The sequence below is a fragment of the Cytobacillus horneckiae genome, assembly GCF_002835735.1.
GTDB lineage: Bacteria > Bacillota > Bacilli > Bacillales > Cytobacillaceae > Cytobacillus > Cytobacillus horneckiae.
The window spans coordinates 281414-307397 of the sequence record NZ_PISD01000008.1 but is presented as its reverse complement, the minus strand read 5'-3'; the positions used below and the strand labels follow the sequence as shown (position 1 = coordinate 307397).

Sequence of the window (25984 nt, the reverse complement as noted above, 5' to 3'; positions counted from 1 at the left end):
AATGAAATACCTTTTGTTGAAGCCAATAATTTAGCAATGTCTCACCCGGAACCTTCTAAAAGACATCTTGTATTTAAGGCACTAAACCACACACTAGAAACACAAGCTAATGTGTTTGCTTCCATTTATAATCAAATGGTTGGACTTAGGCTTAATGAAAACAGGCTAAAAAATGTAGATTATCTTAATGAATCTTTAAAATTGAATGGCATATCTGAATCAACCCTTAAGGCAATGTGGGATGTAGTAGATTCCAATTCACATGAACTTTCAAAGTATTTAAAAATCAAAGCAAAAGAAGTAGAGAAAGAAAGACTTTCATGGCATGATTTGATGACGTCATCTCAGGGAGGATCTCATCAGATTAAATTCTCACAAGCAATAGATGGAATAACTAAATCCCTTGAAGGCATTGACAAAAATATTTCTGAATTCGTAAAGGAAGCAATTTCACAAGGTTGGGTAGATGCAGAACAACGTAATACAAAACCACTTGGTGGTTTTTGTGCTCCATTTATTGCTGAAGGTGAATCAAGAATTTCTTTAAGCTATGATGATAGCATAGATAGTGCTAGAAGACTTGCACACGAATTAGGACATGCTTGGCATTTTAAACAAATGAAAGATGTTCCATCCTTACGCTTTTCAGAAGAAACTTTTGAGATGACAATGGCAGAAACCTCTTCTATCTTTTTTGAAACGGCATTTATTGACTATATAATTCAAAACACAGATGATGGTTCAATTAAAAAAGCAATTCTTGGATGGAAGATTGAACGTAGTCTAAATTATTTGATGTCTATTAGAGGAGCTTACTTATTTGAAAATAGATTTTATGAGTGTAGGAAAAAAGGACAATTAGATGTAATTCAGGTTGAAGAACTTTCGTTACAATGTCAGGAAAAGGCTTATGGTAATGATTTAAGTGAATATGAACCTTTTGTATGGATCAAATATAGACAGTTCTATCAAGCTGATATTCCTTTTTATAATTATCCATACTCTTTTGGTTTTTTATTAAGTATTGGACTTTTAGAAATTGCTAAAGGAAATGAACTATTTCACAAAAAGTTTCAAGGATTTCTAAGTGAGACTGGATTACTACCACTAGAGCAACTAATTAAAAAACATTTCAATATAGATCTCTCTCAACAAAAATTTTGGCAACAGTCAATACAACGGTTATTAGAGGATATAGAGCAATATAACAATTGTAAAAGTTAGAAATTAATTGCAATAAACTAAACCAGCTGTAGTTTAACAAGTCAAATAAAAAAGTCGGTTCCTTAAGGTACAGGAAATCAGCTTTTTTAAGTTATAAAATCGCTTAGCGTACAAAATTTCCGAAATGTTGGCGGTACCCTAAAGGAAAAATTAGCCAATCATATCACCCTTTCTTTTTTATACTAATTATAGAAAGAGTAGAAAATAATGGTGAAATATTTTTGAATAATATATGATATATATAGCTCAGGTCCCTCGCAGACCTAACCCTGCGTCATATTTGACGTACCCTACAACGCTTTAGCAATCTCCACCAACGAGTGCTGAAGAAATGACTTCTGCTATCACAATTAACACCACCCTTCCCCTTAAGTATTCGTAGAATAGTTCCTTAGTTTGGTACATATGCGTACCATTTACGAACCTAAATATTGTGAAATCATTTCGTCGTTGAGGATTACCTACTCTAATTCCATAAATCCTCTCCAACTCTACTATGCACCTAGCCATTTTCATAGGATTAACATTCAGCAAAATTTTACGTTGTGTCTTTTTGGAGATCCGTTCCTTCTCCCTTCGAGATAGTAAAATCAGCGGTGTTGGTGAAAATGAATCCGAACATCATTATCTATTTTGTTAATTAATTGTGATTTTATAAATTTATTGGGAATCTGCACAGGTATACTAGGAGGTTTTATCTGTGGCAGTATCATTGAACAAAAGAACAGGAAAATGGGATTTCGTTTTCGATGCGGGCAAGAGTCCGCTCACAGGAAAACGGAAGCAAATTAGACGGAGAGGTTTCGCATCAAGAGCCGCAGCTAATGACGCTTATATTCGTTTGAAAGCAGAAGTCTTGTCCGAAAACTATACGAATTAATCTTCGCTAACATACGAACGATTTATGGAGGAATATTGGACGGAAAGAAAGATTTCATTGCAACGCTCAACTCTAAAAACTCAACTCGTTCACTACGAAAATAATATTAAGCCAGCGTTGGGACGTTTAAAATTACAGGCGATTGCATACGAACATATTCAGAATATCGTTAACGACATGGTGGATCACGAATATTCTCCGCCTACTGTGCACTTAATGTATCGTATCCTTTATGGCTCGCTCCAAAAGGACGTCAGCGCAAAATAATTATGGAAAATCCCGCGCAAGACGTAACGCTACCTAAGAAACGGAAACGTGAAATGGCCGTTTGGACGCTCGTCCAGGTTAACTATATTCTCCGCGAGGCACCGCATATTGCCCGAGTAACTCGTTGCTTAATAGGATTTCAGATCGGATTGCTTGCCGGCCTTATACAAGGAGAAATACTGGCGCTTAGATGGAAGGATATTGACTTCGATAATAACATCATAAACATTCGCCAAACTTTAACGCAGAAAGCCGAAATAAAGGCGGGCGCAAAGAACGAGTCCAGCGTTAGATCCGTATTCATACCAAGATGACTTATGGGAGAATTAGTAAAACACCGTCATTTAATCTAATGGGAAAAGAAGCATTGCCAGACCCGCTATTGCGACAATGACCTCGTTTTACCCACCCGTGAAGGTGCGCCAATGATTCATGTACTCTTAGTCGAATCAGAATCCATCGTTTTTGATAAGGGGTTTCTCCGCTTGAATTTCATCGGCCGGATGATTTGCATGCGATTATAGAAAAGATGAACAGGAAATAAGTTTCAGTATAAAAATACCTCCTGAAATGAAATTCAGGAGGTATTTAATATTGTTTAAATGCCGACCTTATTTTCTGCTTGCTCAAAGGAAATTGCGGGACCAAAAAATTCAAAGTGAATCTTTTCATTAGGCACGCCAAGTTCAGATAAAATCGCAATAACCGATTTCATGAACAATGCTGGTCCGCATACATAATACTCTCCATCTTCATTAACAAAATTTGCTAAATCTTCAGCTGACAGCCTGCCAGATTGATCTTCATATTTAGTGTAGATTTCACCGTTTATGGCGGTGATTAAATCTGATGCTTCTTGTTTAAATGCTTGTACTTGTTCATTTTTACATGCATGGATAAATGCGGTCTTTCTGCTGCTGTTTGCTGATGCAATTGAATGGAGCATTCCCATCATTGGTGTAATTCCAACACCACCGCTAATAAGTATAGCTGGAGAATCTGAGTCCTGCTTTAAGGTGAAATCACCTGCAGGTGCGCTTACCTCGATTTCATCTCCCACTTTCACATCATCATGCAAGTAATTAGATACTTTCCCATTCAGTTCTTTTTTCACCGAGATCCGTAAATATTCTTCATTTTGATTCGAAGATAAACTATATTGACGGTTAGAAGTATATTGTTCTCCCTCCGGCTTCACTTTCACTGTTACATATTGACCCGGTTTAGATGAAGGTGCAGGTTGCCCATCTTTTGCTACAAGATAAAAAGAAGTAATCACAGCACTTTCTTTCACTTTATTTGAAACGATAAATGGTTTAAATTCTCTCCAGTCGGCTTCGTCATACATAGATTCTTCAACATCAATAAAGATATTAGCGATCACACCGTATGCATCGCCCCAAGCCTGAATAACCTCATCTGTGGCTGCTTCACCTAACACTTCTTTCATCGCTGCCAGCAAATGTTCTCCTACAATAGGATAATGTTCCTTTTTGACACCTAAACTGCGATGTTTATGCGCGATTTGAGTAACTGCTGGAACAAGGACTTCAAGCTGTTCAATATGCTGAGCTGCAGCATATAGCGTATTGGCTAATGCTGTTTGCTGTCTTCCTTTTTTCTGATTAGCGTGGTTAAAAATATTTAATAATTCCGGATGATGTTCAAATAGCCTTTTATAAAATTGAGTCGTTATTTCTACTCCGTGCTGTTCCAGAACAGGTACAGTAGCTTTAATCGTTTGTATGGTTTGTTGGGATAACATAAGCCCTTCACTCCTAAAGTAAAAGATATATTTTAAATACATCTTTACAATACATCTATTCTATTAGTAAAAGCAATATTTTAAATACATCTTTATAAAAGTTGTCACATTTTGTTCATGTCACGTTCAAAAATGTATAATAGAAGTAATCATTCCAAAAAGGTGTGGTCATATATGAGGTTAACTAATTACACTGACTACTCATTAAGAGTATTACTATATTTATCAACGATTGAGAAAGGAAAGCTTTCCAATATTAAAGAAATTGCCGAAGCTTATTCAATTTCAAAAAATCATTTAATGAAGGTTATTTACCAGCTTGGAAAAAATGATTATATCGAAACAGTAAGAGGCAGAAATGGAGGCATCCGATTATCGAGAGATCCTGCAGAGATTAATATTGGGGAGGTTGTAAGAAAGACAGAGGAAGACTTCCACATCGTGGAATGCTTTGATGAAAACAACAATCATTGTGTCATCTCCCCTGCCTGTGGCCTTAAACATGTACTGAATAAAGCGTTAAAAGCTTACTTGAATGTTTTGGATGAAGTGACACTTGCTGATATTTCTTATAATAAGTCGGTGTTGGCCGATTTATTTAAATCGTAGTATTGAGCCGTCTAGACTCGTTAGAGCAGACGGCTTAATTTTGTTCTATATTGCCTTCTTCTTTTGCCGGCCAAGCATCAAAAAAATAAATTGACTTAACCGAAGTATTAGCATCCCAGTTTAAACTTTCGAAATATTCATCTTCTAATTCGCTAAATTTACCTATTTTTTCTAATAAATCCACCATTTTATAAAAGAAAAAAAGAGCAATCATTTGATTACTCTTCGTACAAGTTATATAATTCATTTAGAAAAGATGCTATTATTGTTCACAACTTGCAGCTCTTTAGTTGTCGCAACCATTTCACTATTGCAGATTGGACATTTTGGCGTGCTTTTAAAATTGTCCCTCACCCAAGCGTTACAAGTTTCTGATGAACATTCCCAAATTTTAACCTCTTCGGTTTTAATTTCTTCCATGTTCTTTCTTCCAAATCCCATTGCCATCTAAAGGCACCTCCTAGAGAGTAGAACACCACATCCATAAAATAAAAATCACTCGTCATATATAGCAGAAAAATTGCCTATATAACAAGTGTAACCAAATGATTTTTTTATTTTATACATTTAGTATATCACATTGTAATTAATATGTCAAAATTGAAATAGTCTGCTTTACTGCGCAGACAACACTAAAAAAATGCATTTATGATTAAAAAATTTCGATGAAGAGGAAATACTATTCAAACTTATTGGATAAAGTGTATAATAGTTTAGTTAGTGGGTAAGTGAAGAAAGGATGATTCTTTTGAATATATCTAGTTTTACAATTGAAGAGATTAAAGATCCAACAGGTATCCTAACAGGGAAAAGATACGAATACTTTTTAGATATTGATGTAGATGAAGAGGATGAACTCTATTCTGATCAAGGCATCCGCCTTCGCGTTCTTTATTATAAAGGCACCGAGGACGAAAAGATTCTCAATTATTATTTTCAAGAAAATAATACTGATAAAATTTTTGATTTTGCATTAGATGAAGAAGAAGAAATTGTTGTGACTAAGTTTTGTAAAGAACATCTTGATGAAGATAATGAATAATAAAAAAGCCTGGATTTAATTCCAGGCTTTTTTTTACAGTTCAACGTTTTTGCCATCCTCAACAATATGATACATCAAGTGTGCTAATTGATGAATAGGTCCATAAACATCGTCTTCTTCATCATGTTCCTCATTAAACTCTAAATCGTTTAGGTGAAGTGCAGCAAACTGATAGAAATCCTTTAATTCAAAGCCATAGACTGCACTTGGCTCCTCTTCATCTCCTTCATAATGAAGAACCATATAGGATTCATTTCCATCCTCATCTAAAGCATCAAAATAAACGAAGAAGCCAATATTCGTATCAAGTTCAAACAGATGTCTAGTTCCACCTTCTGTCACACGCTCGAAATCCTCTTCAGATAGCTTGTTCACTTTCATCGTCTCTACTTGATCTTCATCATGAAAATTTACCGTAAATTGTTTCATTAAACTCCCTCGCTTTCAAACTGATAATAGCATATTTTATCTACTATTCCTATTATTACCCTCTTTATTTGAAAGAAACATTATCAGCTTAAATATGTACGATGTTTCCATTGTTTTTTTCTGATAAAGTGAAACTTTCATCAGTGGGGATTTTACTGCTTATTCATGCGCGATAAAATATATATCAAGAAGGGAGTGTCTTCCTATGCAAAACAAAATTGAAGCAATCACACAATTGCAGGAGATTTGCGAGGCGGAAAAAGAATTTAATTTAAAACTTAACTTGGATATGGTAACGGAAAGAGATAATGACGAGTTCGATTTTTTTCATTATGACAGCAAACAATTAATTGGATATTTAGGGCTTTACCCTTTCGGCAAAAAGTTTGAATTATGCGGGATGGTTCACCCTCAATTTAGAAGAAAAGGCATTTTTACCAAACTTCTGGAAAAAGCGAAACCTCTCCTAGTTCAAGCAGAGGAAGTCTTATTAAATACACCCGAATCTTCTATTAGCGGAAAGGCATTTATTCAGTCACTACCATGCCAATATGCATTTTCTGAATTTCAAATGAAATGGAATCAGAAAACGAAAGGTAAAAACACGGCCGATCTCACATTAAAAAAGGCAACAGAAAATGACATACCTTTTATACAAAAGCTTGATATGCTTTGTTTTGATTTAACTGAAGAAGAAGCTTTATCTTTTGCTAACATCCGATTGAATGCAAAAAACGATACCATCTACCTTATCTTAGCTGGCACTGAAGAAGTGGGGAAAATAAGGCTGCAGCTGCAAGAAGCTGAACTTTGGATTTACGGGTTTGCTGTTCACCCCGATTATCAAGGACGCGGCATAGGCGGCCAAGTTTTAAATCAGATTATTAGAAATGAGGGCAAACAATACAGCATTCATTTAGAGGTCGCAGCAAAAAACGCTCATGCACTCCGCTTATATCAAAGCTGCGGTTTTGAAGTTTATGGTGAGCAGGCCTATTATAAATTTGAAAATTAAACTGAATTAAAGTGCTGTAACTTCGCTCGCGAAAACAGAGCCGAATAAGCAAAGGGCATCCATAAGGATGCCCTTCTCATTGATTTAAACCTTTGTAACATTTACAGCTTGAGGTCCGCGTTGACCTTCTTCTATATCAAAACTAACTTCTTGGCCTTCGTCAAGTGTTTTGAATCCTTCGCTTTGAATAGCTGAAAAGTGTACAAATACGTCGTCTCCACCTTCTTGCTCAATGAAGCCGAATCCCTTTTCTGAGTTAAACCATTTTACTTTACCTGTTGCCATTTGTTCTTTTCCTCCTAATATCAATAAATCACAGGAAATTATTCCTGTATTTACTAATATGACTCAATTCACTGGATTTTATAATCATTTCGTGCGATTTCTTGGTCTTCTTCTTTCACGGCTTCCGCCTTCTCTTCTTTCTTTGCCGCCCTCACGACGATCTCTACTACCGCCTCTCGAACGGTCGCCATAGCGTTTGCGGTCACGTCCGCCGCCGCTCTTTGGCTTCTTCGTACGCAACGGCTCTACTGCAGTGATCTTAACTGGTGTGACATCCGGATCTTTCGTTAATAGCTTCAATGCCGCAGATAATAATGTGACTGAATCAGTATCTTCCAATAATGTTTCTGCAATTCGTTTATAATCATTATTATCGTTTTTATCAATCGTGTTCATTAAACGATTAATTGTAGATTGCTGATTACCAGCTAGTACATCCTTGAAAGAAGGCACTGGCTGCTTATTCATTTTCGTTTTTGTTACATTTTCGATTATTTTTAAATGATCGATTTCTCTTGGTGAAACGAACGTAACAGCTAATCCTTTATTACCTGCACGGCCTGTTCGTCCAATACGGTGAACATAGCTTTCAGGGTCCTGAGGAATATCAAAGTTATACACATGTGATACGCCAGAAATATCAAGTCCGCGAGCAGCTACATCTGTCGCTACCATAATATCAATCGTTTGATCTTTAAAGCGGCGGATAACTTGGTCACGCTTAGCCTGTGGAATATCGCCATGGATTCCTTCAGCTGAATATCCACGTTTAATCAAGCCTTCAACCACCTCATCAACACGGCGCTTCGTGCGGCCAAATACAATGGCTAGTTCTGGTGATTGGATATCTAACAAGCTGCAAAGCACATCAAATTTTTGTTTTTCATGTACTTCCATATACGTCTGTTCAATATTCTTAACTGTCAATTCTTTCGCTTTCACTTTAACGATTTCAGGCTCATGCATGAACTTTTCAGCTAAAGCTTGAATTCTCTTAGGCATTGTCGCTGAGAAAAGAAGTGTTTGTCTTTCCCCTTCAATTTCACCAAGGATTCTTTCAATATCCTCAATGAATCCCATGTTCAGCATTTCATCTGCTTCATCAAGAACAGCAGTTTTAATATTGCCAAGGCGAATTGTTCTTCTTTCGATATGGTCAATTAAACGACCAGGAGTTGCTGCAATGATTTGCGGTCTATTTTTTAACGCACGAATTTGACGGCCGATATCTTGCCCACCATAAATAGGAAGGGTGCGGATGCCTTTGACTTGACCAATGCGGTTTAATTCCTCCGCTACTTGGACAGCCAGCTCGCGCGTTGGTGCTAGAACCAATCCTTGAATGCCATCTTCTTTAACAATTTTTTCTAATAAAGGAACGCCAAATGCTGTTGTTTTACCTGTTCCTGTTTGTGCCTGGCCAATCATATCCTTGCCTTGCAACGCAATTGGAAGTGCCTGTGCCTGAATCGGTGTTGGCTCTTCGAAGCCCATATTAGATAGAGCTTTTTCAAGCTCAATACTTAGTCCAAAATCTGAAAATTTTACCAAAATAAAAGATCCTCCTTATATTAATAAACCCAATAGATTTATACTTATTATTATGAGTCTTTCCAGTTTGCTTCTCTTTTTTACATTTCCTGAAATTTATATTTTTTAAACATAAGGAAAAGAGTATTGAATAGCGATCACATGGAAGAAAACTGTATATAATTATTCCTGAAAAGGATAATTGGATGGAATCGCTTTTGAGGAATGGATGAATGAAGTAGAAAGCGGAGTATGAATAAAAAATTTTCACATTACCTACCGCATAATTCTATTAACATAAAAAGGCGATGCATGATTTGACATGCATCACCTCATTTCAAGCATTATTATGCTTTAACTACGTTAGCAGCTTGAGGTCCACGGTTACCTTCAACGATTTCGAAAGTTACGTCTTGACCTTCTTCTAGAGTTTTGAAACCATCAGTTTGAATAGCGCTGAAATGTACGAATACATCTTGTCCTTCTGCTGATTCGATGAAACCAAAACCTTTTTCTGCATTAAACCATTTTACTTTACCGTTGTTCATGATAATACCTCCAAAAAAATGTTTCACTATAAGTCTTAATTATATGGGCTTATATAGAAAAGTGGGAAGCCTTGTTACTTAATTTTTTGAGCAAAAAAGGCCGTACCTGCATGAAATGAGGAGTTAAATCGCCTACATTTCACTTGCAGTTACGACCACTTATCCAAATAATATATAACGAACTTTACAGCGTTGACTTAATCATAAGCTATACTTTAGCAGAAGTCAAATGTTTTATTTAAATAGTGATTGTTCTCTCCGCGGCATCAACCGTATGTTTTAATAACATTGAAATGGTAACTGGGCCTACGCCTCCTGGAACTGGAGTAATGGCCGAGGCTTTTTCATAGCAGCTCTCATATTCAACATCGCCAATGTTTCCTTTATTGTATCCAGCATCTAGAACGACTGCACCTTCTTTTAATGAGCTGCCTTTAATGAAGTTAGGCTTCCCTACTGCTGCTACAACAATATCTGCCTGTTTTAAATGTTGGTTAAGATTTTCAGTATACGAATGACACGTAGTCACTGTCGCGTTGCGATTAAGCAATAAAGCTGATACCGGCTTTCCTAATATCGGGCTTCTTCCCACGACAACGGCATGTTTACCTTCAATATCGATATCGAAATAGTCAATAATCTGCATGATTGCAGCAGGTGTACATGAAGGATAAACACCGAAACCGAATGCAGTTTGACCGTATCCTATGCTTGTAACGCCATCAACATCTTTTTCGATAGCAATTGTTTCGAAAGCTTTTCTTTCATCAATTTGATTGGGAACAGGGTGCTGTAATAATATTCCGTGTACAGCTTGATCTTCATTTAAGCTTTGAATCGTTTCTAGCAGCTGCTCAGTCGTTGTATCTTTATCCAAATGAATTCTTTTAGAGATGATTCCTAGCTTTTCACAGGCGTTGCCCTTCATTCTGACATAAGTCTCAGAGGAAGGGTCATCTCCTACTAGAATCGTCGCTAAACATGGGGTCACCCCAGCATCAGCTAGCTTGGTAATTCTATTTTTCAGCTTTTGTTTCACATCATTTGATACAACTTGCCCGTCTAAAATTAATTTGTCTGCCATGTATGTTCCCTCCGTTAATTAGAAAAGAGACAAGGATAACCCTTGTCTCTGCCCAGACGACCGGCTATACATAGACGCAGCTCCCCAGCGGTCCATTCCGCATTGTCGTCAGTCACTGCGATTTTTCAATCTTAAATTATTTAAATTTATCTCATAAAAATTATATCACAACACATATATTACAATCAATTTGATTTGTAATGTTCGTATTTTATCAGATGATTTTAATATTTAATTTGATCATGATAATTACCTAAAAAAATCAAAAGGCGGACAGCTAAAACGCTGTCCGCCGAATATTTGAGTTTTCACTAAAGTTCTTTACCTAAAACAATGAAAGCCCTGCCTCTCTTCCATCCTTGCAGCTCCAAGACCGCGCCAGTAGGATTCAGGTTTTCGAAAGATTGTTCTCGAGAAAAGTAACTCTTATAGATTTTGATTAGAAGAAAAAATAAGAACCGCAGTCTTATTTTTAATGAAGTAAACCTTGCGTAGAAGTTCTGGTTTAACAGAAGATGATTTAAGAAGAATTTCAGCATGTTATTATGCTGGTCCACAAAATAGTTCTTAATAATAAACCCGTTGATCGAACCTTACTCTAAAGAGTAACTTTCACAACAAGAAAAAGCCGTTGAAATCTTCATTAACAAAGATTTACGACTTGTTAATTGTACCTCAAATATTACATTCTATAGTATAGCAACCATCCTATTTTTTGTCAAGTGATTTTCTATTCTCCGCGAAACCTTGTCATCTTAAAGAAATCCTTTGTATCTTTATAATCATTGTAGACGATATCTAAATCATGAAAATAACGGTGAAGCTTGATTGCATCATCTTTGTCTTTTGATCCAGCGGCGATCGTTTGTACCAGCTCATTTATCGCGTCCAAGTCTGTTTGTAACTCATTATCCTCAGACGTTAAATTTTCCAAGTCTGATTGAATGGATTCTGCTTGTTCGCGCTGTTCTTCCCACTTAATATTGTTATCTCTTCCCCACCCTAGCGTCTCATTATAAAAAGAATGATTTTCTTTTATGAAGGACGAGAGGCTATCATCTGATTTTTCAGCTGTATGGTCTTCAGTAGAACCAACCTTTTCATTTGAGTGAACAATGCTTTCACCTTTAGTACTATTATTTTGCAACGGATTCATTCCACCAACATTAAAGATAAAAATGGCCAAAAAGGCAAGCAGGCCGATAAATCCAAAAATAAAAACGAATGCAGTGATTCTCTTCATAAGCTATTAAGCAGCCCCCTATTCGTTCATTTCTAAATTACATTCGATAGAGCGGCCGCTTAATCCTTTTTATTTTTCTGATGCTGTTGTTGCTACAAGGATTTTCTCCTCTAATTCCTGACTATACTTTTCCTTTTCTGCTGTCGTCCACCCGAGTTTTTGCGCCATATATTCATTCACTTCTTTTTTGTATTTCTTAACAGCTGCTATATCAAATAATAATGCGCCTGTTCTTCGGTAAAAGAAATCTGTAGGAGTAGCAGCCATTTCAAAATCAATGCTATATTTTAACTTCGCCCATAATAGAAGAGGAAGTCCTGCAGCGCTTGCTTCGCTCGAATCCTTTTGTACAAGGTCAAAAATGATAGGTGCATTTGAACCATAAACAGCCAATAAATGATAGGCATCACTTTTAGGCAGACCAGCCTCTATTCCTGCAGTTGTTTCTTTATTTATATATTCATCAAATTGACTTGAACCGCCGACATGGCCGCCTGATATAGGCATGTCTTTTGTTATGCAATTAGAAAAAATGCGGTCATTTTCCTGTTTGAATTTTTGTGAGATTAAATCTACTACTGATTCAGCCATTTTTCGATAACCTGTCAATTTTCCTCCCGCTATTGTAATTAACCCAGTATTTGATTCCCAAATTTCATCTTTGCGTGAGATTTCGGAAGGATCCTTTCCTTCTTCCCATATAAGCGGTCGCACGCCAGCCCAGCTTGATTCTATCATTTCATCTGTTATTTTTAACGATGGGAACATATAATGGATGGCTTCTAGCAAGTAGTCTCTATCTTCTTTAGTAATCGTCGGCTGGACAGGATCTTCTGAGTAAAAAGTATCTGTCGTGCCAATATATGTTTTCCCATCTCTTGGGATAGCAAAAACCATTCGTTTGTCTTTTGTATCAAAGTATATTGCCTGCTTAAGCGGAAAAACCGACTGATCAAGAACGATATGAACTCCTTTCGTTAGCTTTAAAGATTTTTTCGTATTTGAGCCGTCCAGTTCACGCAGCTGATCTACCCATGGCCCAGTGGCATTAATTACTTTTTTCGCTTGTATTTTAAACTTTTTGCCCGTTAACAGATCATGGGCTTCTGCGCCAGTAATTTTGCCGTCATGATAAATGAGGTGTTCTGCTTTTGTATAATTGATAATATCAGCGCCACGATGAGCCGCTTCTTTTATCACTTCAATAGTTAAACGGGCATCATCTGTTCTGTACTCAACATAATAGCCGCCGCCTTTTAATCCTTCTTTCTTAATGAGAGGCTCCTTCGCTAAAGTCTCATTCACATCCAACATTTTTCTACGCTCTGATTTTTTTACACCTGCTAAAAAGTCATATACTTTTAATCCGATTGAAGTTGTGAACTTACCAAATGTTCCACCTTCATGGAAAGGCAGAACCATCCACTCCGGCACTGTGACATGAGGACCATTTTCATAAACAATCGCACGCTCCTTGCCAACTTCAGCCACAACACCTACTTCTAGCTGTTTCAAATAGCGAAGGCCGCCATGTACCAATTTAGTTGAACGACTGGAAGTACCTGCAGCAAAATCCTGCATTTCAATTAGAGCAACCTTCATTCCTCTTGTAACTGCATCGAGTGCAATACCAGCACCTGTTATCCCTCCGCCTATAATAAGAATATCGTAGTCGTTACTTGCTAATTTGTTTACTATTTCATTTCTATTTGAGTTTGAAAAATTCATAGCAAAATCCTCCTGGTTTAGAAAAAACATTATTATAGAGAAAAAAGAGACCATAAAATACATTACCTAATATAGATAATGATTTTATGGTCTCTCCCGTTCTCCGGCCAATTTATTAACTTAATGATATTGTAACATAAAAATGATAAGAGGGCCAACTAAAGCTTACTTAAAGGCCATTGCCGCATTGACAGCCTTTTTCCAGCCTTCATACAGCTTTTCCCTTTCCTTCTCCTCCATTTGAGGTGTAAAGGATTTATCGAAGGACCATTTCTCTTCTAGTTCATTTTGATTGTTCCAATATCCGACCGCTAGCCCTGCCAAATATGCAGCGCCAAGTGCAGTCGTTTCATTAATACTGGCTCTTTCTACTTTTGTATTGAGCAAATCGCCTTGAAACTGCATAAGAAAATTATTTTTAGCAGCTCCGCCATCCGTTCGTAATGCTTTCACTTTTATCCCCGAGTCCTCTTCCATCGCCGACAGAACGTCCTTTGTTTGGTAGGCAAGTGATTCAATTGTAGCCCGGACAAAATGTTCTTTATTCGTTCCTCTCGTCAGCCCAAAAACTGCACCTCGCACTTCACTATCCCAATAAGGCGTTCCCAATCCAACAAAGGCCGGCACTAAGTAGACACCTTCAGTGGACTCTACTTTTGTTGCATATTGTTCGCTATCTTTAGCATCATTAAACATGCGGAGGCCATCTCGAAGCCATTGAATGGCAGAGCCAGCTACAAAGATGCTGCCCTCAAGCGCATAATTAATTTTCCCGTCAATTCCCCATGCAATGGTCGTGAGTAATCCATGCTCTGACTCTACAGCTTTCTCCCCGGTGTTCATGAGCATAAAGCACCCAGTACCATATGTATTTTTTGCCATGCCTTTTTCAAAGCATGCCTGCCCAAATAATGCAGCTTGCTGATCCCCAGCCGCTCCGGCAATTGGTACTTCGGTTCCAAAGAAATGATAGTCGACTGTTTTTGCATAGACTTCTGAAGAGCTGCGAACTTCAGGCAGCATCGATTTCGGCACATCTAAAATGGAAAGCAGCTCGTCATCCCATTTCAACTCATGAATATTATACATCAGTGTTCTCGCTGCATTAGAATAGTCAGTGACATGAGCCTTCCCGCCAGATAGTTTCCAAATCAGCCATGTATCTATCGTTCCGAATAACAGCTCGTCATTCTCTGCTTTTTCACGGGCACCGTCGACATGATCTAAAATCCATTTTACTTTTGTTCCGGAAAAATACGGATCAATTAATAAACCCGTTTTTCTTCTGATTACGTCATTATGTCCTTGCTCTTTAAGCTCATTGCAAATGTCATTTGTTTGTCTCGATTGCCACACAATTGCATGATAAATAGGATTGCCATTTTTCTTGTCCCATACAACAGTTGTTTCTCTTTGATTAGTAATGCCAATTCCTTCAATTTGCTCTGGCTTCACATTTGATTCAGATAATACGCCGGCAATCACCGCAAGAATCGATCCCCATATCTCATTTGCATCATGTTCAACCCACCCTGGCTTAGGGAAATATTGAGTGATTTCCTTCTGAGAAGAATGAAACACTTCACCATTTTTATTAAATAGAATGGCTCTTGAGCTTGTTGTTCCTTGATCAAGAGATAAAATATATTTTTCCAACCTTTTCTCCTCCAATATTTTATGATAAAGAATACCATAATTCTGTCTCTGAAGTCGTAATCGCGGCTGCTCCTGCATCCAGGGCAGATTTAACCTCTTCCGCCGTACGTATGAGCCCTCCAGCTAATACAGGGATATTTGTTCTTTCTTTCACCTCGGCAATCATCCAAGGCATGGCGCCTGGCAATACCTCAATATAATCAGGCTTTGTTTTTTCAATTAATCGATAACTTTTCTCAAGTGCGTGGGAATCGATGAGGAAAATCCTTTGAATCGCAATCATTCCCTTCGATTTTGCTTTTTTGATGACACTTGCTTTTGTTGAAATTATGCCATATGGCCTAAACTCTTGAAAGAGGTATTCCACTGCATATTCATCATTTCTCAAGCCATTAATTAAATCAACATGAAAAATGATCCTCTTATCATGTGCTTTTGCCATTTTAGCAACGTTTTTTAATTGGGCGACATGAATATCAAGAAATATCCCAATTGTATAAGCGCTTTCTAAAAAGCTTTCGAATTCCTTCATAGAAGACGACGCTGGCAATATTTCTTGGTCCAAATTTAACTCACCTCACGTCTCTTTAATTTATATTCATAATAATGATAAACCATGATATTGAGAATCAGCCAAATGGCACCTACTAGAAAGCCAGCAAGAACATCACTCGGGTAGTGAACGCCTAAATATATTCTGCTTACTCCAATGGTTAAAATTGTAAGCCCTAGCAACAAACAAATTATACATCGAAGGAGCATATTCTTTACGAAGTGAATCAAAACAAAGGCAAGCGCTCCGTAAAATATAAACGAGCCCATCGAATGTCCACTCGGAAAACTGAATCCGGTCTCCTCAATTAAAGGCAAAATATCCGGACGTTCTCGCTTGAACAGCCATTTAAGCAGCCAATTGATAAGACCTCCTAAACCGGAAGAAAGTGCAACAAAAATAGCTAGTGAGTATTTTTTTGCAATAATGAGTAGTAAACATACGAATATTGCAGCTAAAACGAACCACTTCACTGAACCAAAAAAGGTTATCACATTGACTATACTTGTTAAACTTGGTGAAACATACGATTGAACAGCAGTGATAAGACGTTCATCAAACCACGCCAAATCATTGCGTGTATAGTCATTCAGGATGTAAAAAAATAAAGTGGTAAACAAAAAAAGTATCGTGAATGATGTTGTAAAATATGCTGTTGGTTTCTTCATTGTATTATCCTATTCAATTATTGTATTTTTTTCTAGATAATGAAAGACTAGGTTGTTTTAGCCTAGTCTTTCTTAAGATTACCATATTTTATTTTGCTACGCATGTAATGTGCTATGCTTGTTTTTTTGCCTTCGGTGCTGCTCGTTTTTTCTTAGTTGTTGTTTTTGCAGGATTGCCGGTTTTTTCTGTTTTTGCTGTTGTCACGGCTGGTTTCGTTTTATCAATCGAAGCCTGTAGTGCAGCCATCAAATCAGTCACATTCGTTGCGGCTGGCTGTTTTCCTGCAGGGGTAACGATTTCTTCGCCTGTTCGTTTCGATTCAATCAGTTCAAGAAGCGCCGTTCGATAATCGTCCGTATATTTGTCAGGACTGAATTCAGTTGTCAGCTGATCAATGAGCAGAATGGCTGTGTCCAGTTCTTTTTTCGTTACATTTTCATCAGCCGGCACATTCGGTACATCCTCTGCTTTTCTTACTTCATCAGGAAAGTGAATCGTCTCCATTACAAGTGTATTTTCATATACTCTTAGGAGTGCCAATTGTTCCTTTGAACGGATAATGATTTTTGCAATGCCAACCTTCTCAGATTCCTGCAATGCTTTCCTTAATAAGGAATATGCCTTGGTCCCGCTATCTCCAGGAGATATATAATAAGTCCGCGAGAAATAAATCGGGTCGATTTCCTGCATCTTCACAAAATCAATAATCTCAACGGCCTTATCTTCCTTTTCTTTCTTTAGCTTTTCCAAATCTCCATCCTCAAGAATAACGAATTTTCCCTTCGTATATTCGTATGCCTTCACAATCTCATTCTGTTCAATCTTCTCCTCACAAACAGGGCAAACCTTCTCATATTTAATCGGAGAATGGCATTTTTTATGAAGATTTCTCAACTTAATATCCTTATCCTCTGTCGCCGCATGCAGCTTAATCGGTATATTCACCAAACCAAAACTTATACTGCCCTTCCAAATTGTATGCATAAACAACAATCCCCCATCTCAACATAATAATCATTACCCCTAGTTTGCACCTTCCCACAAAGAAAACAACTGGAAAAATTGCGGGATAAAATCGATTATGGTACCTGTCACCCACAAGCTTCGACAATATTCTACAAATGGATCAAATAAAAAAAATGGAACGGCGATTGAGCGCATTCCATTGGGTTGCTTATGTTTTGGTTCATAATTAATCATTCATCATTAATAATAGTATGGGTACGGGTATGGGTAGCCGTTGTAAGGATATGGGGGTCCAAATACATATGGAGCGATTAGTGCGCCGCCCAATAATCCTGTGGCAACCCCTCCAAGGAATGGCCCACCAAAAAAGCCGCCGCCCCAAGGCCTGCCGAAACCAGGTCTACCAAAGCCTAGTCCACCGCCATATGGTCTTCTGTAAAATTGTTCGTGCGCATGCACATAATATGGGTGCCGGGTCATCTTCTCTCCTCCTCAATCAAGGTTCAATATACAGAGTATGACTATGACCCAGCTTTGGTTTGGGCATCGACCTACAGTACAAATTTAGCGAATGACGGCGGCGTCCCCATTTTAATGATGATGGTGCTCATGACCTTCTTCAGCATCATTCTTTTCTTCTTTCTGCTTTGAATTCATAAATTCTTGAATTTCTTCCTCCGTCAATTCACCTACGATAAATTGCATCAATGGACGAACATGCTGTTCTCTAGCATCTATTTTTGCCTGTACGAAATAAATGCCTTCCTCATTAAACTCTGTTGCAGCAGCATACATGCCATCCTGTTCATGAACAGCTTTTAATTCAATAGCTTCTTCCTCACTGCCCATTTTCCAAACTGCAAACTTCACTTCTTCAGCATCTGCCACTTGCTCTTCTCCTTGCGTAACAACAGTCTTCAATTCAACTGTGTCTTCAGGTTCTGCTTTATCAGGCAAAATGATTGCTCCATCAACTCTTTCCGGCTGATTACCTACAGGATCATTCTCCTGAACATTACATCCTGCCAGCAGCAGCGCACCAACGAGTAAAAAGATTAACCTCTTCAATATCATGGTCCTCCATTGTTAGCTGAACCATTTTCTCAATGGTTCAAATTTCTGTATCACAAATCTGTCAAGTATATAAACAATAATTATAGAAATCCCTACAAGCGGCATTAAAACGCCAAATATAAGCATGATAACAAACACCGTGCGGCTAACTTTCTTATCCTTTGCCTTTGGCGGCGCACCAACTCGGTCTTCAGGCTTTCTCTTTTTCCACATGATAAACGAGCTGACAATTAGCCCTATTAAGCCCATACAAACAAAGAGCCCTATCAATTGGTTCATAAATCCAAACAATCTTCCTTCATGAAGTGCGATGCCAACCGTTATACTTTTTGCCAATAATCCGTAATCAGCAAAACGCACATCTGTTAATTTAGCACCGCTGTACTGATCGACATGAAGAGTCGCATCATCCCATGGAGTCGAGTGTGAAGTTGCAATGGTATACACACCAGTATCTCCCTGCGGCATCGTAATCGTGTAAGGTTTTTCTATTTTTTCATTTTCCGCAATAAAAGCGGCATCACTCAGCGAAAGCGGTACATATCCATTCGCTACTGATAATGGAACATCAAGATTTTCCGCTGCCCAAGGAACGTTTTCTGCGACATCTTTCGTTTTAACAACTGATTCAGGCTTTTCTGCCCAGCTCTGGGCATAATCCGGATACCCTGTGTTTGTAGAAGTAGCCACCCGATTTATTTGTTCGCCAAGAACGCCTGACCACGGAAGTCCGGTAGCTATAAGAATCAATAGAAAAACCGATAGCCAGAAGGCAGGGACCGCATGCATATCACGCCAAAATGTTCTTCCTTCACTCGTAATACGAGGCAAAATCGTTCCCCAAATCGATGCTTTGTTGCGCGGCCACCAAATGTACAAGCCTGTAACTAATAAAATAACAGCCCAGCATGCTGCCAGCTCAACTATCCGATTAGCAACCGTTCCTCCGATAATTAATTCACTATGCAGTTTTTTAAACACTTCCGTAAATTTTTTATCTGTCTCAATTTCACCTGCTATTTCACCATTATAGGGGTTCACATATACAGTTTTCATGACACCTTGATCGCTTAGAGCAAATTCAGTTGTGCGGTTCGCCTCTTCATAATACGTAACAGAAGTAACAGTACTATCAGGGTAAGCTTCACTTACTTTAGCCAATTGCTCGTTCGCACTTATTGCTTCGGAATCAGCCTGCTGAACATAGTACTGATTATTATATAAAAACGATTCAATTTGCGGTTTAAAAAGATATACCGCACCACTAAAGGCTAAAATGATTAGAAATGGCGCAAAAATAAGACCTGCATAAAAGTGCCATCTCCAAACGGATTGATAAAAAGCGCTTTTCGTTTTTCGGTTTTTCTTTCGTTTCTCTGATTGTTCTAACTCGTAGTTGCTGTCTCTTTCAATATTCATCTCTTCCCCCTACTAATGCTTGCAAGTTTCTCCCTGCATTTCTGATTTGATTATATGAATGGCCTTTTCCAAATCACAAATTTCTCCGCCAAACCCTTTTTGAAACTGTTTTGCATGCTTGGTTGACTGAAAAGCAATCACCTGTGGTTCACAGCAATGGATTTGAATGTCAGGCTGTAAAAGAAAAGTCGCCATTTTAGCACTTATCGTTGTGTCATATAAAAAATCATGGCAAATAAGCTGTGAAATTTCATCCCTCCGTTCTGAGAACATCAACAAACCGCAATGCGGACAGCAGGCATGTTCCACCGAATGATCATGCATAATGATTTGCATCGACAGTCGCGATTTCCCTTCTTTAAAACAATAGGCACATTGATTGCTCGAAAAGCTTTTTTCTTTCTGAAAAAGAGCCACACCATTTGTTGTTTTAGCTGCTTTATTTTCACTAACAAGCTGCTTAATATCTCGATAAATTGTCATTTCAGAAACCTTTAGCCTTTCGCTAATATCCGATACCTTCAATGTCCCTTCCTCTTCCAGCCAAGCGAGGATTTGTTGTTGTCTTTCAATTGGCAGCATAGGATTCATTCCTTTCAAAGCCGATATTAAAATAAAAATATGATAGAGAGTGTGAAAAAATGTTAATTTTCACATCCGCTATCATATTTATAACACTCGATTGTGAGAAAAGAATGAAATTGTTATGACTATTTCTTCGTTATACAAAAGCCTGAATAATCGGCTGTCTCAATGTATGAGATTGCGTCCACTCCAAAAAAGCGACCTTCACTTGCAATACCGGCTGAATCCAATGATGTTCCAAATTAGTTTCCGGCTGACGATAATTGGAAAACGGGCTATCGAATTGAATAATCTGCTGAACAGCATGGGTTACATCCTTCCAATCACGCACTGACAACTTTCCTCCACCTGCACTCCCAATATAAACAAACTCATTTTCTTTATTCCAAATGCCCAGGTCAAGAGAATTAACGACATTCCCCCTGTAAGATACGCCTCCCACATAGGCAATCAAATCACTTTCCTTTTTCCGCTTTAGCCATCTTGCATCCTTTCCACCAATTGTATACGCACTAGTCAAATTCTTAAAAACAACCCCCTCTAATTCCTTATCCATACAGGCTTGATACAAGCCGAGTTTATCGGAAAAACTCTCCACCATTTGGACAGCGGCATTAGGTAGAAGAACCTCAGCGAGCATCGCTTGTCTTTCAGATAAAGGCTGATCCACAATCCATTTTCCATTGCAGTATAATAAATCAAAAACCATATATATAATTGGCACTTCAGCAATGAGCAGTGGGAGATTTGCAAATTTTCTAATCCTATCCCTTTTCATTACATTGTAGAAAGAAGGTTTTCCATCTTGGAGTGCAATCATCTCTCCGTCAAAAATAAAAGAATCTGCACGGCAATATTCTCGGTAATTATGTATTTCAGGATACTGTTTTGTCCGCTCATTCAGCTTTCGATTAAACAATTTGACTTGACCATTTTGACAATAGGTTAACATTCTCGTACCATCCCACTTAACTTGCGCAATCCATTGTTCACCGGCTGGGATGTCATTCGTAATCATCGGTTCAAAAGGAATAATCGGCTCCATAGCTGCCCCCAGTTTTTTGAAATTAATATTCGCTTTTACGGGATAAAATATGAAGCGATGTGAAAAATAACAATATTTTCACTGACAAGAGGATGAAGAAGATGAAGTTGAGAGGCGAATTTTTTATTACCGGCTGGGATGAAAACAGGAAGCAATTTCTATTCGGTGTTATCAAGGATGGACAAGCTGTTGAAATTGGGCATTTTTCTGAAGGAATTGGTTCGGCTGATGCCGACACTTTAGTTTTAACACTTAAAACCAATGCTGTTAGAAATGAAGCAGGAAAGTTTTCTATTCCTCCAAGCATCTGTGTTTTACTCTCATTTGATCGGTTTGAGAATGAACAGATTATCGGAGCTGTTTTCGAATCATTTCTGTTTAAGGAATCCTGGGAAAATTGCACATGGGACAGGCTTGTCATTAAATGCGCAAACATTGAAAATGAAGTGAGCATAACCCATCCAGATAAACCACTTTGGTCACAGCCAGCACTGAATAAGGAAGGTTTTATTTCCTATCTCATTCAAGCAGCACCTTTTTTTCTTCCGTTTTTGAAAGATAAGCTTCTTACAACCATTCGCTTTCCCCATGGCTATGGCTCTGAATCTTTTTTTCAAAAAAACTGTCCTGATTATGCCCCTTCCTTTATTGAAAAGAAGAGGCATGAGGGGATTGATTATATTCTTTGCAACAGCCTATCAACACTTGTATGGCTTGGCAATCAATTAGCAATGGAATACCATATCCCGTTTCAGACGATTGCCTCCAAGCAACCGAACGAAATTGTCTTTGACCTGGATCCGCCAGATACGGACCATTTCCCGCTCGCCATTAAAGCAGCCGTCGAGATGAAAAAAATCTTTGATGACCTGAATATCATCAGTTTTCCAAAGCTGTCAGGAAGCAAAGGCATCCAAGTCCATATACCTATCATGCATACGAGCTTGACATTTAATGACACGCGCCGGTTCACAGAATTAATTGCTCATTACCTGATAGAAAAATATCCGCATGATTTTACAATAGAACGATTGAAAAAAAATAGAGGAGCCAAATTGTATATTGATTATATTCAGCATGCAGAGGGCAAAACCATCATTTGCCCGTACTCACCGCGCGGGCGAGCAAATGCTACTGTCGCAGCTCCCCTATTTTGGGATGAGGTGAATGAAGGTTTAAAAATGGAAAATTACAATATACCGAGGATGATTGAGAGATTTTCTGAAAAAGATTGCCCAATGAAAGATTTTTTCGATACGAGAAATTTTGAACTTGAAGGTATTGTTGAATCTTTGAAGAGTGAGAGTGGAGGTTAAGATAGCTCATTCCTGCTATGATTTCTATTTATCTTAAATGGTGAACAATCAAAAAGAACAAGATTGTGCAATCTTGTTCTTTTTTATTCACCGTTATGCATTTATCCATTCGTTTAAAAATTCGGCAGCATGCTTTTGCAGTTTAGCATATTGCATAACTTCTTCAACATATTCTTTATTATTGTCAATTGTAAAAATTTCAGGGTTTTCAATTTCTAATTCAACATCACAGCGATATAAGTAGCTTGCGTTTCCAATTAAATCAATGGACTGCAACCCATTTTGCTCATGGACGACACAACGGACTTTTCCGCCATTATTATACACTTCAATCGGCGTTTCCATCTCATTCAAGCCTTGAAGACATGTAACGAGGCTGGAGGCGGACATTGCTGTTCCGCAAGCATTCGTGAACCCGACACCTCTTTCAAAAGTACGCACATAAATATGACCCTTCTTCAGCGGCTTTACAAAGCTCACATTCACACCATCCGGAAAAAATTCATTTTCGCCATTCACATATTTACTTAAGGTTTCTTGCTCATTTGATTGAATCTGTTCTTTTTCTACAATTGCCACTAAGTGAGGATTAGGAACAGATAGGGCAGTAAATTGTATATTCTCTGATAGCGCTGGAATTTTTTCATTCATTAATTGATTTTGATTTAATTTCAGCGGCAAACTATCAAGATCAAATGATACCGGGGAAATCTCCACTAAATAAGTAGGGATATTTTCAAAAATATCCGGCTGATTTTTCACTTGCAAATTTGCTTTCATCGTTTCGATCGTAGCTTCTTCAATCGAAAGCTTCTCACATACATAGCGGGCAACACAGCGCAGTCCGTTACCACACATGGAAGCTTCTGAGCCGTCCGTATTAAAAACACGCATTTTTGCATCAGAGACATCACTCGCTAAAACAAACAGAATGCCGTCTGCTCCCAAATCAGTTGAACGATTGCAAAATGCTCTTGCCAATGCAGCACGTTTATTATCATCAAGATCGTATGAATGATTCATTTCATCTATAATAAAAAAATCATTGCCAGATCCGTGACATTTAGTTAATTCAATCTTCATCATAAACCCTCTTTTCAACATTTAGGTAGAATAATATATACTATTATACTTATAAACACTTCAAAGTTTAAAGTGAAAGTTCCATCAACGGACCTTACCCGCTGATGGCTAGTTGTTTAAGAAGGCGACTGCAGACATTAATTAGCCAAGGCTTTTATACAAATTGCCCATTTCAATCGCATTGACAGCTGCATCCCAGCCTTTATTGCCGGCTTTCGTCCCTGCACGCTCAATCGCCTGTTCAATCGAATCCGTTGTCAAAACACCAAAGATTACCGGAATACCTGTCTGCATCGCTGTTGCTGCAACCCCTTTTGCTACTTCTGCATTTACATAATCAAAGTGCGGTGTTGCCCCTCTAATAACCGTGCCCAATGCAACGACAGCATCATATTTTCCGCTCTCAGCCAGCTTTTTTGCAGTTAAAGGAATTTCAAATGCGCCCGGAACCCATACAATTGTTACATCGTCTTCAGCAACATCATGCCGTTTTAATGCATCCTGAGCGCCACTTAGTAATTTATTTGTTATAAATTCATTAAATCTTGAAACGACCACCGCTACTTTTAAACCTGTTCCGACTAAATTTCCTTCTATAATATGACTCATATTCTTAATCTCCTTCTTTAGTTGAATTGTAATGATTTTGACCGGTAATCAATTAATTGCTTAATTGTAATAAACTTCAAATCAAATTTGTCTGCAATGATTTCCAAGTCAGGAACCCTCGCCATTGTACCGTCGTCCTTCATAATTTCACATATCACTCCTGCAGGCTTTGCACCAGCAAGAACCGCTAAATCAACGGCTGCTTCTGTATGTCCAGGTCGCTCAATCACACCGCCACATTTCGCAATTAATGGAAAGATATGGCCTGGACGCTGAAAATCGCGCGGTTCGGATTGATCGTCCAGCATTTTTTCGATTGTCAGTGCACGTTCATGCGCACTAATACCTGTTGTTGTTTGTTTATGATCAATGCTTACGGTAAAAGCGGTTTGATGAGTATCTGTGTTTTTTAGAACCATCGGTGCTAATTCCAGCTTAGCAGCAATAGCTTCATTGACTGGCACACAAATGAGTCCCCTTCCTTCTTTCGCCATAAAGTTAATGGTTTCTGCTGTTGCGTATTGGGCAATTGCTAAAAAATCACCTTCATTTTCTCTATTTTCATCATCACAAACGATAATAACCTTTCCTTGTTTCAAGTCAGCGATTGCATCTTCAATCGTGTTAAACACGAGGCAGCCCCCCTATGATAGGAATCCATTTTTCTCTAGTAAATCCTCTATTCTTGAATGATGTGTTTCCGTTTTATTTTTACTAAATGAAAAAATATACTTGGCCATCATATCGAATTCCAGATTGACAGTCTCTCCAGGCTGTTTCAAACCTAGTACCGATTGATCTGCCGTATGCGGAATTAATGATACAGTTAAACATTCGCCTTCTATTTTCATGACTGTTAACGAGGTGCCGTCGATTGCAACAGAACCTTTTTCAATGACTAGATGTTTGTACTTTCCAGGAATAGTAATATCAATGTATATCGCATTTTCCAGCACGCTTTTCCTAATAATTGTTCCTGCAGCATCTACATGGCCGCTGACAAAATGGCCACCAAATCTGCCGTTTGCAGGCATTGCGCGTTCAAGGTTTACTTTCCCTGCCTGCTTTAAGGTTGCTAATGAGGTATGGCGATACGTTTCAGGCATCACATCTGCATGAAACTCTTTATCATTAAAGTCTGTGACAGTTAAACAAACACCATTTACTGCAATGCTGTCGCCTAACTGCATATCACCTAAAATCAGAGATGCGCCAATCGTAAATTGAATCGTGTTCCCTTTTTTAATCGTCCGTTTTACGGATCCAATTTCTTCAATGATCCCAGTAAACACAACTAACGCTACCTTTCTCTTATAAAGTTTTTAATAGATTCATTTGGAATTTGTTCCGCTCGGGGCAT

Annotated in this window: 29 protein-coding genes, 2 pseudogenes and 1 riboswitch; of the genes and pseudogenes, 8 read left to right on the top strand and 23 right to left on the bottom strand. The window is 38.1% G+C overall.

Features of this window, described 5'->3' with window-relative positions; all coding sequences use genetic code 11:
• Positions 1-36: 36 nt before the first annotated feature.
• The 4 genes and pseudogenes from CWS20_RS04695 (at position 37) to CWS20_RS04675 (ending at position 2685) form a co-directional block, all read left to right on the top strand.
• Complete coding sequence (locus CWS20_RS04695; RefSeq protein ID WP_083957435.1) at positions 37-1224, top strand: M3 family metallopeptidase; 1188 nt, start codon at positions 37-39, stop codon at positions 1222-1224.
• Positions 1225-1924: 700 nt separating this feature from the next.
• The gene (locus CWS20_RS04685) at positions 1925-2104 is read left to right on the top strand and encodes an Arm DNA-binding domain-containing protein (RefSeq protein ID WP_066199637.1); all 180 of its coding nucleotides are present in this window, start codon (positions 1925-1927) and stop codon (positions 2102-2104) included.
• Positions 2105-2125: 21 nt separating this feature from the next.
• Positions 2126-2371 (top strand): annotated as a pseudogene (locus CWS20_RS29280) (tyrosine-type recombinase/integrase); the annotation flags it as partial.
• A 2-nt stretch (positions 2372-2373) separates the two neighbouring features.
• Entirely contained in the window at positions 2374-2685 is a 312-nt protein-coding gene (locus CWS20_RS04675) for a site-specific integrase (RefSeq protein ID WP_066199642.1), read from the top strand.
• 284 nt (positions 2686-2969) lie between these two features.
• Here CWS20_RS04675 and hmpA read toward each other — a convergent pair whose 3' ends face one another.
• On the bottom strand, positions 2970-4136 hold the full coding sequence (gene hmpA, locus CWS20_RS04670) for an NO-inducible flavohemoprotein (RefSeq protein ID WP_066199645.1): 1167 nt from the start codon (positions 4134-4136) through the stop codon (positions 2970-2972).
• A gap of 174 nt (positions 4137-4310) precedes the next feature.
• On the opposite strand from hmpA, the gene CWS20_RS04665 reads away from it, so the two are divergent.
• The gene (locus tag CWS20_RS04665) at positions 4311-4745 is read left to right on the top strand and encodes an RrF2 family transcriptional regulator (protein WP_066199648.1); all 435 of its coding nucleotides are present in this window, start codon (positions 4311-4313) and stop codon (positions 4743-4745) included.
• A 34-nt stretch (positions 4746-4779) separates the two neighbouring features.
• Here CWS20_RS04665 and CWS20_RS04660 read toward each other — a convergent pair whose 3' ends face one another.
• Positions 4780-4959 carry a hypothetical protein gene (locus CWS20_RS04660; protein ID WP_066199651.1) on the bottom strand — a complete coding sequence of 60 codons (180 nt, stop codon included), beginning with the start codon at positions 4957-4959 and terminating at the stop codon, positions 4780-4782.
• 29 nt (positions 4960-4988) lie between these two features.
• A complete protein-coding gene (locus CWS20_RS04655; protein ID WP_066199654.1) occupies positions 4989-5192 on the bottom strand; it encodes a cold-inducible protein YdjO-related protein in 204 nt (67 codons plus the stop codon).
• A 292-nt stretch (positions 5193-5484) separates the two neighbouring features.
• Here CWS20_RS04655 and CWS20_RS04650 point away from each other — a divergent pair, with 292 nt between their 5' ends.
• Complete coding sequence (locus CWS20_RS04650; RefSeq protein ID WP_066199657.1) at positions 5485-5787, top strand: DUF6509 family protein; 303 nt, start codon at positions 5485-5487, stop codon at positions 5785-5787.
• A gap of 33 nt (positions 5788-5820) precedes the next feature.
• On the opposite strand, the gene CWS20_RS04645 is transcribed toward CWS20_RS04650, so the two are convergent.
• Entirely contained in the window at positions 5821-6216 is a 396-nt protein-coding gene (locus CWS20_RS04645; protein WP_066199660.1) for a cytosolic protein, read from the bottom strand.
• Between the two features lie 205 nt (positions 6217-6421).
• Here CWS20_RS04645 and CWS20_RS04640 point away from each other — a divergent pair, with 205 nt between their 5' ends.
• A complete protein-coding gene (locus CWS20_RS04640; protein WP_066199663.1) occupies positions 6422-7231 on the top strand; it encodes a GNAT family N-acetyltransferase in 810 nt (269 codons plus the stop codon).
• An 84-nt stretch (positions 7232-7315) separates the two neighbouring features.
• Here CWS20_RS04640 and CWS20_RS04635 read toward each other — a convergent pair whose 3' ends face one another.
• The 15 genes from CWS20_RS04635 to CWS20_RS04565 form a co-directional block, all read right to left on the bottom strand.
• Positions 7316-7516 carry a cold-shock protein gene (locus CWS20_RS04635; RefSeq protein WP_066199666.1) on the bottom strand — a complete coding sequence of 67 codons (201 nt, stop codon included), beginning with the start codon at positions 7514-7516 and terminating at the stop codon, positions 7316-7318.
• A gap of 84 nt (positions 7517-7600) precedes the next feature.
• Positions 7601-9067 (bottom strand): degradosome RNA helicase CshA, encoded by a 1467-nt coding sequence (gene cshA / locus CWS20_RS04630; protein ID WP_101226239.1) that lies wholly within the window; start codon positions 9065-9067, stop codon positions 7601-7603.
• A gap of 326 nt (positions 9068-9393) precedes the next feature.
• Positions 9394-9594, bottom strand: coding sequence for a cold-shock protein (locus CWS20_RS04625; RefSeq protein WP_066199668.1), 201 nt, complete (start codon positions 9592-9594; stop codon positions 9394-9396).
• 238 nt (positions 9595-9832) lie between these two features.
• A complete protein-coding gene (locus tag CWS20_RS04620; protein WP_066199671.1) occupies positions 9833-10678 on the bottom strand; it encodes a bifunctional 5,10-methylenetetrahydrofolate dehydrogenase/5,10-methenyltetrahydrofolate cyclohydrolase in 846 nt (281 codons plus the stop codon).
• Between the two features lie 43 nt (positions 10679-10721).
• Positions 10722-10804, bottom strand: a riboswitch (ZMP/ZTP riboswitch).
• Positions 10805-11408: 604 nt separating this feature from the next.
• A complete protein-coding gene (locus tag CWS20_RS04615; RefSeq protein WP_066199673.1) occupies positions 11409-11921 on the bottom strand; it encodes a hypothetical protein in 513 nt (170 codons plus the stop codon).
• Between the two features lie 69 nt (positions 11922-11990).
• The gene (locus tag CWS20_RS04610; RefSeq protein WP_066199677.1) at positions 11991-13649 is read right to left on the bottom strand and encodes a glycerol-3-phosphate dehydrogenase/oxidase; all 1659 of its coding nucleotides are present in this window, start codon (positions 13647-13649) and stop codon (positions 11991-11993) included.
• Positions 13650-13814: 165 nt separating this feature from the next.
• Positions 13815-15305: a glycerol kinase GlpK gene (gene glpK / locus CWS20_RS04605; protein WP_066199683.1), complete on the bottom strand. Its 1491-nt coding sequence runs from the start codon at positions 15303-15305 to the stop codon at positions 13815-13817.
• 19 nt (positions 15306-15324) lie between these two features.
• Positions 15325-15870 (bottom strand): glycerol-3-phosphate responsive antiterminator, encoded by a 546-nt coding sequence (locus tag CWS20_RS04600; protein WP_066199685.1) that lies wholly within the window; start codon positions 15868-15870, stop codon positions 15325-15327.
• Between the two features lie 2 nt (positions 15871-15872).
• Positions 15873-16526 carry a phosphatase PAP2 family protein gene (locus tag CWS20_RS04595; RefSeq protein WP_066199688.1) on the bottom strand — a complete coding sequence of 218 codons (654 nt, stop codon included), beginning with the start codon at positions 16524-16526 and terminating at the stop codon, positions 15873-15875.
• A 112-nt stretch (positions 16527-16638) separates the two neighbouring features.
• Complete coding sequence (gene ku / locus CWS20_RS04590) at positions 16639-17511, bottom strand: non-homologous end joining protein Ku (RefSeq protein ID WP_066199693.1); 873 nt, start codon at positions 17509-17511, stop codon at positions 16639-16641.
• Positions 17512-17733: 222 nt separating this feature from the next.
• Positions 17734-17973: an inner spore coat protein YmaG gene (ymaG, locus tag CWS20_RS04585; RefSeq protein WP_066199699.1), complete on the bottom strand. Its 240-nt coding sequence runs from the start codon at positions 17971-17973 to the stop codon at positions 17734-17736.
• Between the two features lie 111 nt (positions 17974-18084).
• On the bottom strand, positions 18085-18561 hold the full coding sequence (locus tag CWS20_RS04580; protein WP_066199701.1) for a FixH family protein: 477 nt from the start codon (positions 18559-18561) through the stop codon (positions 18085-18087).
• A gap of 18 nt (positions 18562-18579) precedes the next feature.
• Positions 18580-19986: a PepSY-associated TM helix domain-containing protein gene (locus CWS20_RS04575; RefSeq protein WP_066199704.1), complete on the bottom strand. Its 1407-nt coding sequence runs from the start codon at positions 19984-19986 to the stop codon at positions 18580-18582.
• Between the two features lie 12 nt (positions 19987-19998).
• Positions 19999-20568: a DeoR family transcriptional regulator gene (locus CWS20_RS04570; RefSeq protein WP_066199706.1), complete on the bottom strand. Its 570-nt coding sequence runs from the start codon at positions 20566-20568 to the stop codon at positions 19999-20001.
• A 139-nt stretch (positions 20569-20707) separates the two neighbouring features.
• Positions 20708-21616: an ATP-dependent DNA ligase gene (locus CWS20_RS04565; protein WP_066199709.1), complete on the bottom strand. Its 909-nt coding sequence runs from the start codon at positions 21614-21616 to the stop codon at positions 20708-20710.
• 101 nt (positions 21617-21717) lie between these two features.
• Here CWS20_RS04565 and ligD point away from each other — a divergent pair, with 101 nt between their 5' ends.
• Positions 21718-22932, top strand: a complete 1215-nt coding sequence (ligD, locus tag CWS20_RS04560) for a DNA ligase D (protein ID WP_241504136.1) — start codon at positions 21718-21720, stop codon at positions 22930-22932.
• A 93-nt stretch (positions 22933-23025) separates the two neighbouring features.
• Here ligD and dapF read toward each other — a convergent pair whose 3' ends face one another.
• The 4 genes and pseudogenes from dapF to ribE form a co-directional block, all read right to left on the bottom strand.
• Complete coding sequence (gene dapF / locus CWS20_RS04555; RefSeq protein WP_066199715.1) at positions 23026-24015, bottom strand: diaminopimelate epimerase; 990 nt, start codon at positions 24013-24015, stop codon at positions 23026-23028.
• A 141-nt stretch (positions 24016-24156) separates the two neighbouring features.
• A complete protein-coding gene (gene ribH, locus CWS20_RS04550) occupies positions 24157-24624 on the bottom strand; it encodes a 6,7-dimethyl-8-ribityllumazine synthase (RefSeq protein WP_066199717.1) in 468 nt (155 codons plus the stop codon).
• A gap of 35 nt (positions 24625-24659) precedes the next feature.
• Positions 24660-25256, bottom strand: a pseudogene (gene ribB / locus CWS20_RS04545) (3,4-dihydroxy-2-butanone-4-phosphate synthase); the annotation flags it as partial.
• 12 nt (positions 25257-25268) lie between these two features.
• Entirely contained in the window at positions 25269-25916 is a 648-nt protein-coding gene (ribE, locus tag CWS20_RS04540) for a riboflavin synthase (RefSeq protein ID WP_066199720.1), read from the bottom strand.
• Between the last annotated feature and the right edge of the window lie 68 nt (positions 25917-25984).

Bases quoted from the DNA above. Each gene is read 5' to 3' on its own strand.
- CWS20_RS04695 (WP_083957435.1), top strand. From the start codon at position 37: ATGTCTCACCCGGAACCTTCTAAAAGACATCTTGTATTTAAGGCACTA.
- CWS20_RS04675 (WP_066199642.1), top strand. From the start codon at position 2,374: ATGGAAAATCCCGCGCAAGACGTAACGCTACCTAAGAAACGGAAACGT.
- hmpA (WP_066199645.1), bottom strand. From the start codon at position 4,136: ATGTTATCCCAACAAACCATACAAACGATTAAAGCTACTGTACCTGTT.
- CWS20_RS04665 (WP_066199648.1), top strand. From the start codon at position 4,311: ATGAGGTTAACTAATTACACTGACTACTCATTAAGAGTATTACTATAT.
- CWS20_RS04660 (WP_066199651.1), bottom strand. From the start codon at position 4,959: ATGATTGCTCTTTTTTTCTTTTATAAAATGGTGGATTTATTAGAAAAA.
- CWS20_RS04655 (WP_066199654.1), bottom strand. From the start codon at position 5,192: ATGGCAATGGGATTTGGAAGAAAGAACATGGAAGAAATTAAAACCGAA.
- CWS20_RS04650 (WP_066199657.1), top strand. From the start codon at position 5,485: ATGATTCTTTTGAATATATCTAGTTTTACAATTGAAGAGATTAAAGAT.
- CWS20_RS04645 (WP_066199660.1), bottom strand. From the start codon at position 6,216: ATGAAACAATTTACGGTAAATTTTCATGATGAAGATCAAGTAGAGACG.
- CWS20_RS04640 (WP_066199663.1), top strand. From the start codon at position 6,422: ATGCAAAACAAAATTGAAGCAATCACACAATTGCAGGAGATTTGCGAG.
- CWS20_RS04635 (WP_066199666.1), bottom strand. From the start codon at position 7,516: ATGGCAACAGGTAAAGTAAAATGGTTTAACTCAGAAAAGGGATTCGGC.
- CWS20_RS04625 (WP_066199668.1), bottom strand. From the start codon at position 9,594: ATGAACAACGGTAAAGTAAAATGGTTTAATGCAGAAAAAGGTTTTGGT.
- CWS20_RS04620 (WP_066199671.1), bottom strand. From the start codon at position 10,678: ATGGCAGACAAATTAATTTTAGACGGGCAAGTTGTATCAAATGATGTG.
- CWS20_RS04615 (WP_066199673.1), bottom strand. From the start codon at position 11,921: ATGAAGAGAATCACTGCATTCGTTTTTATTTTTGGATTTATCGGCCTG.
- CWS20_RS04610 (WP_066199677.1), bottom strand. From the start codon at position 13,649: ATGAATTTTTCAAACTCAAATAGAAATGAAATAGTAAACAAATTAGCA.
- CWS20_RS04595 (WP_066199688.1), bottom strand. From the start codon at position 16,526: ATGAAGAAACCAACAGCATATTTTACAACATCATTCACGATACTTTTT.
- ku (WP_066199693.1), bottom strand. From the start codon at position 17,511: ATGCATACAATTTGGAAGGGCAGTATAAGTTTTGGTTTGGTGAATATA.
- ymaG (WP_066199699.1), bottom strand. From the start codon at position 17,973: ATGACCCGGCACCCATATTATGTGCATGCGCACGAACAATTTTACAGA.
- CWS20_RS04575 (WP_066199704.1), bottom strand. From the start codon at position 19,986: ATGAATATTGAAAGAGACAGCAACTACGAGTTAGAACAATCAGAGAAA.
- CWS20_RS04570 (WP_066199706.1), bottom strand. From the start codon at position 20,568: ATGCTGCCAATTGAAAGACAACAACAAATCCTCGCTTGGCTGGAAGAG.
- CWS20_RS04565 (WP_066199709.1), bottom strand. From the start codon at position 21,616: ATGGAGCCGATTATTCCTTTTGAACCGATGATTACGAATGACATCCCA.
- ligD (WP_241504136.1), top strand. From the start codon at position 21,718: ATGAAGTTGAGAGGCGAATTTTTTATTACCGGCTGGGATGAAAACAGG.
- dapF (WP_066199715.1), bottom strand. From the start codon at position 24,015: ATGAAGATTGAATTAACTAAATGTCACGGATCTGGCAATGATTTTTTT.
- ribH (WP_066199717.1), bottom strand. From the start codon at position 24,624: ATGAGTCATATTATAGAAGGAAATTTAGTCGGAACAGGTTTAAAAGTA.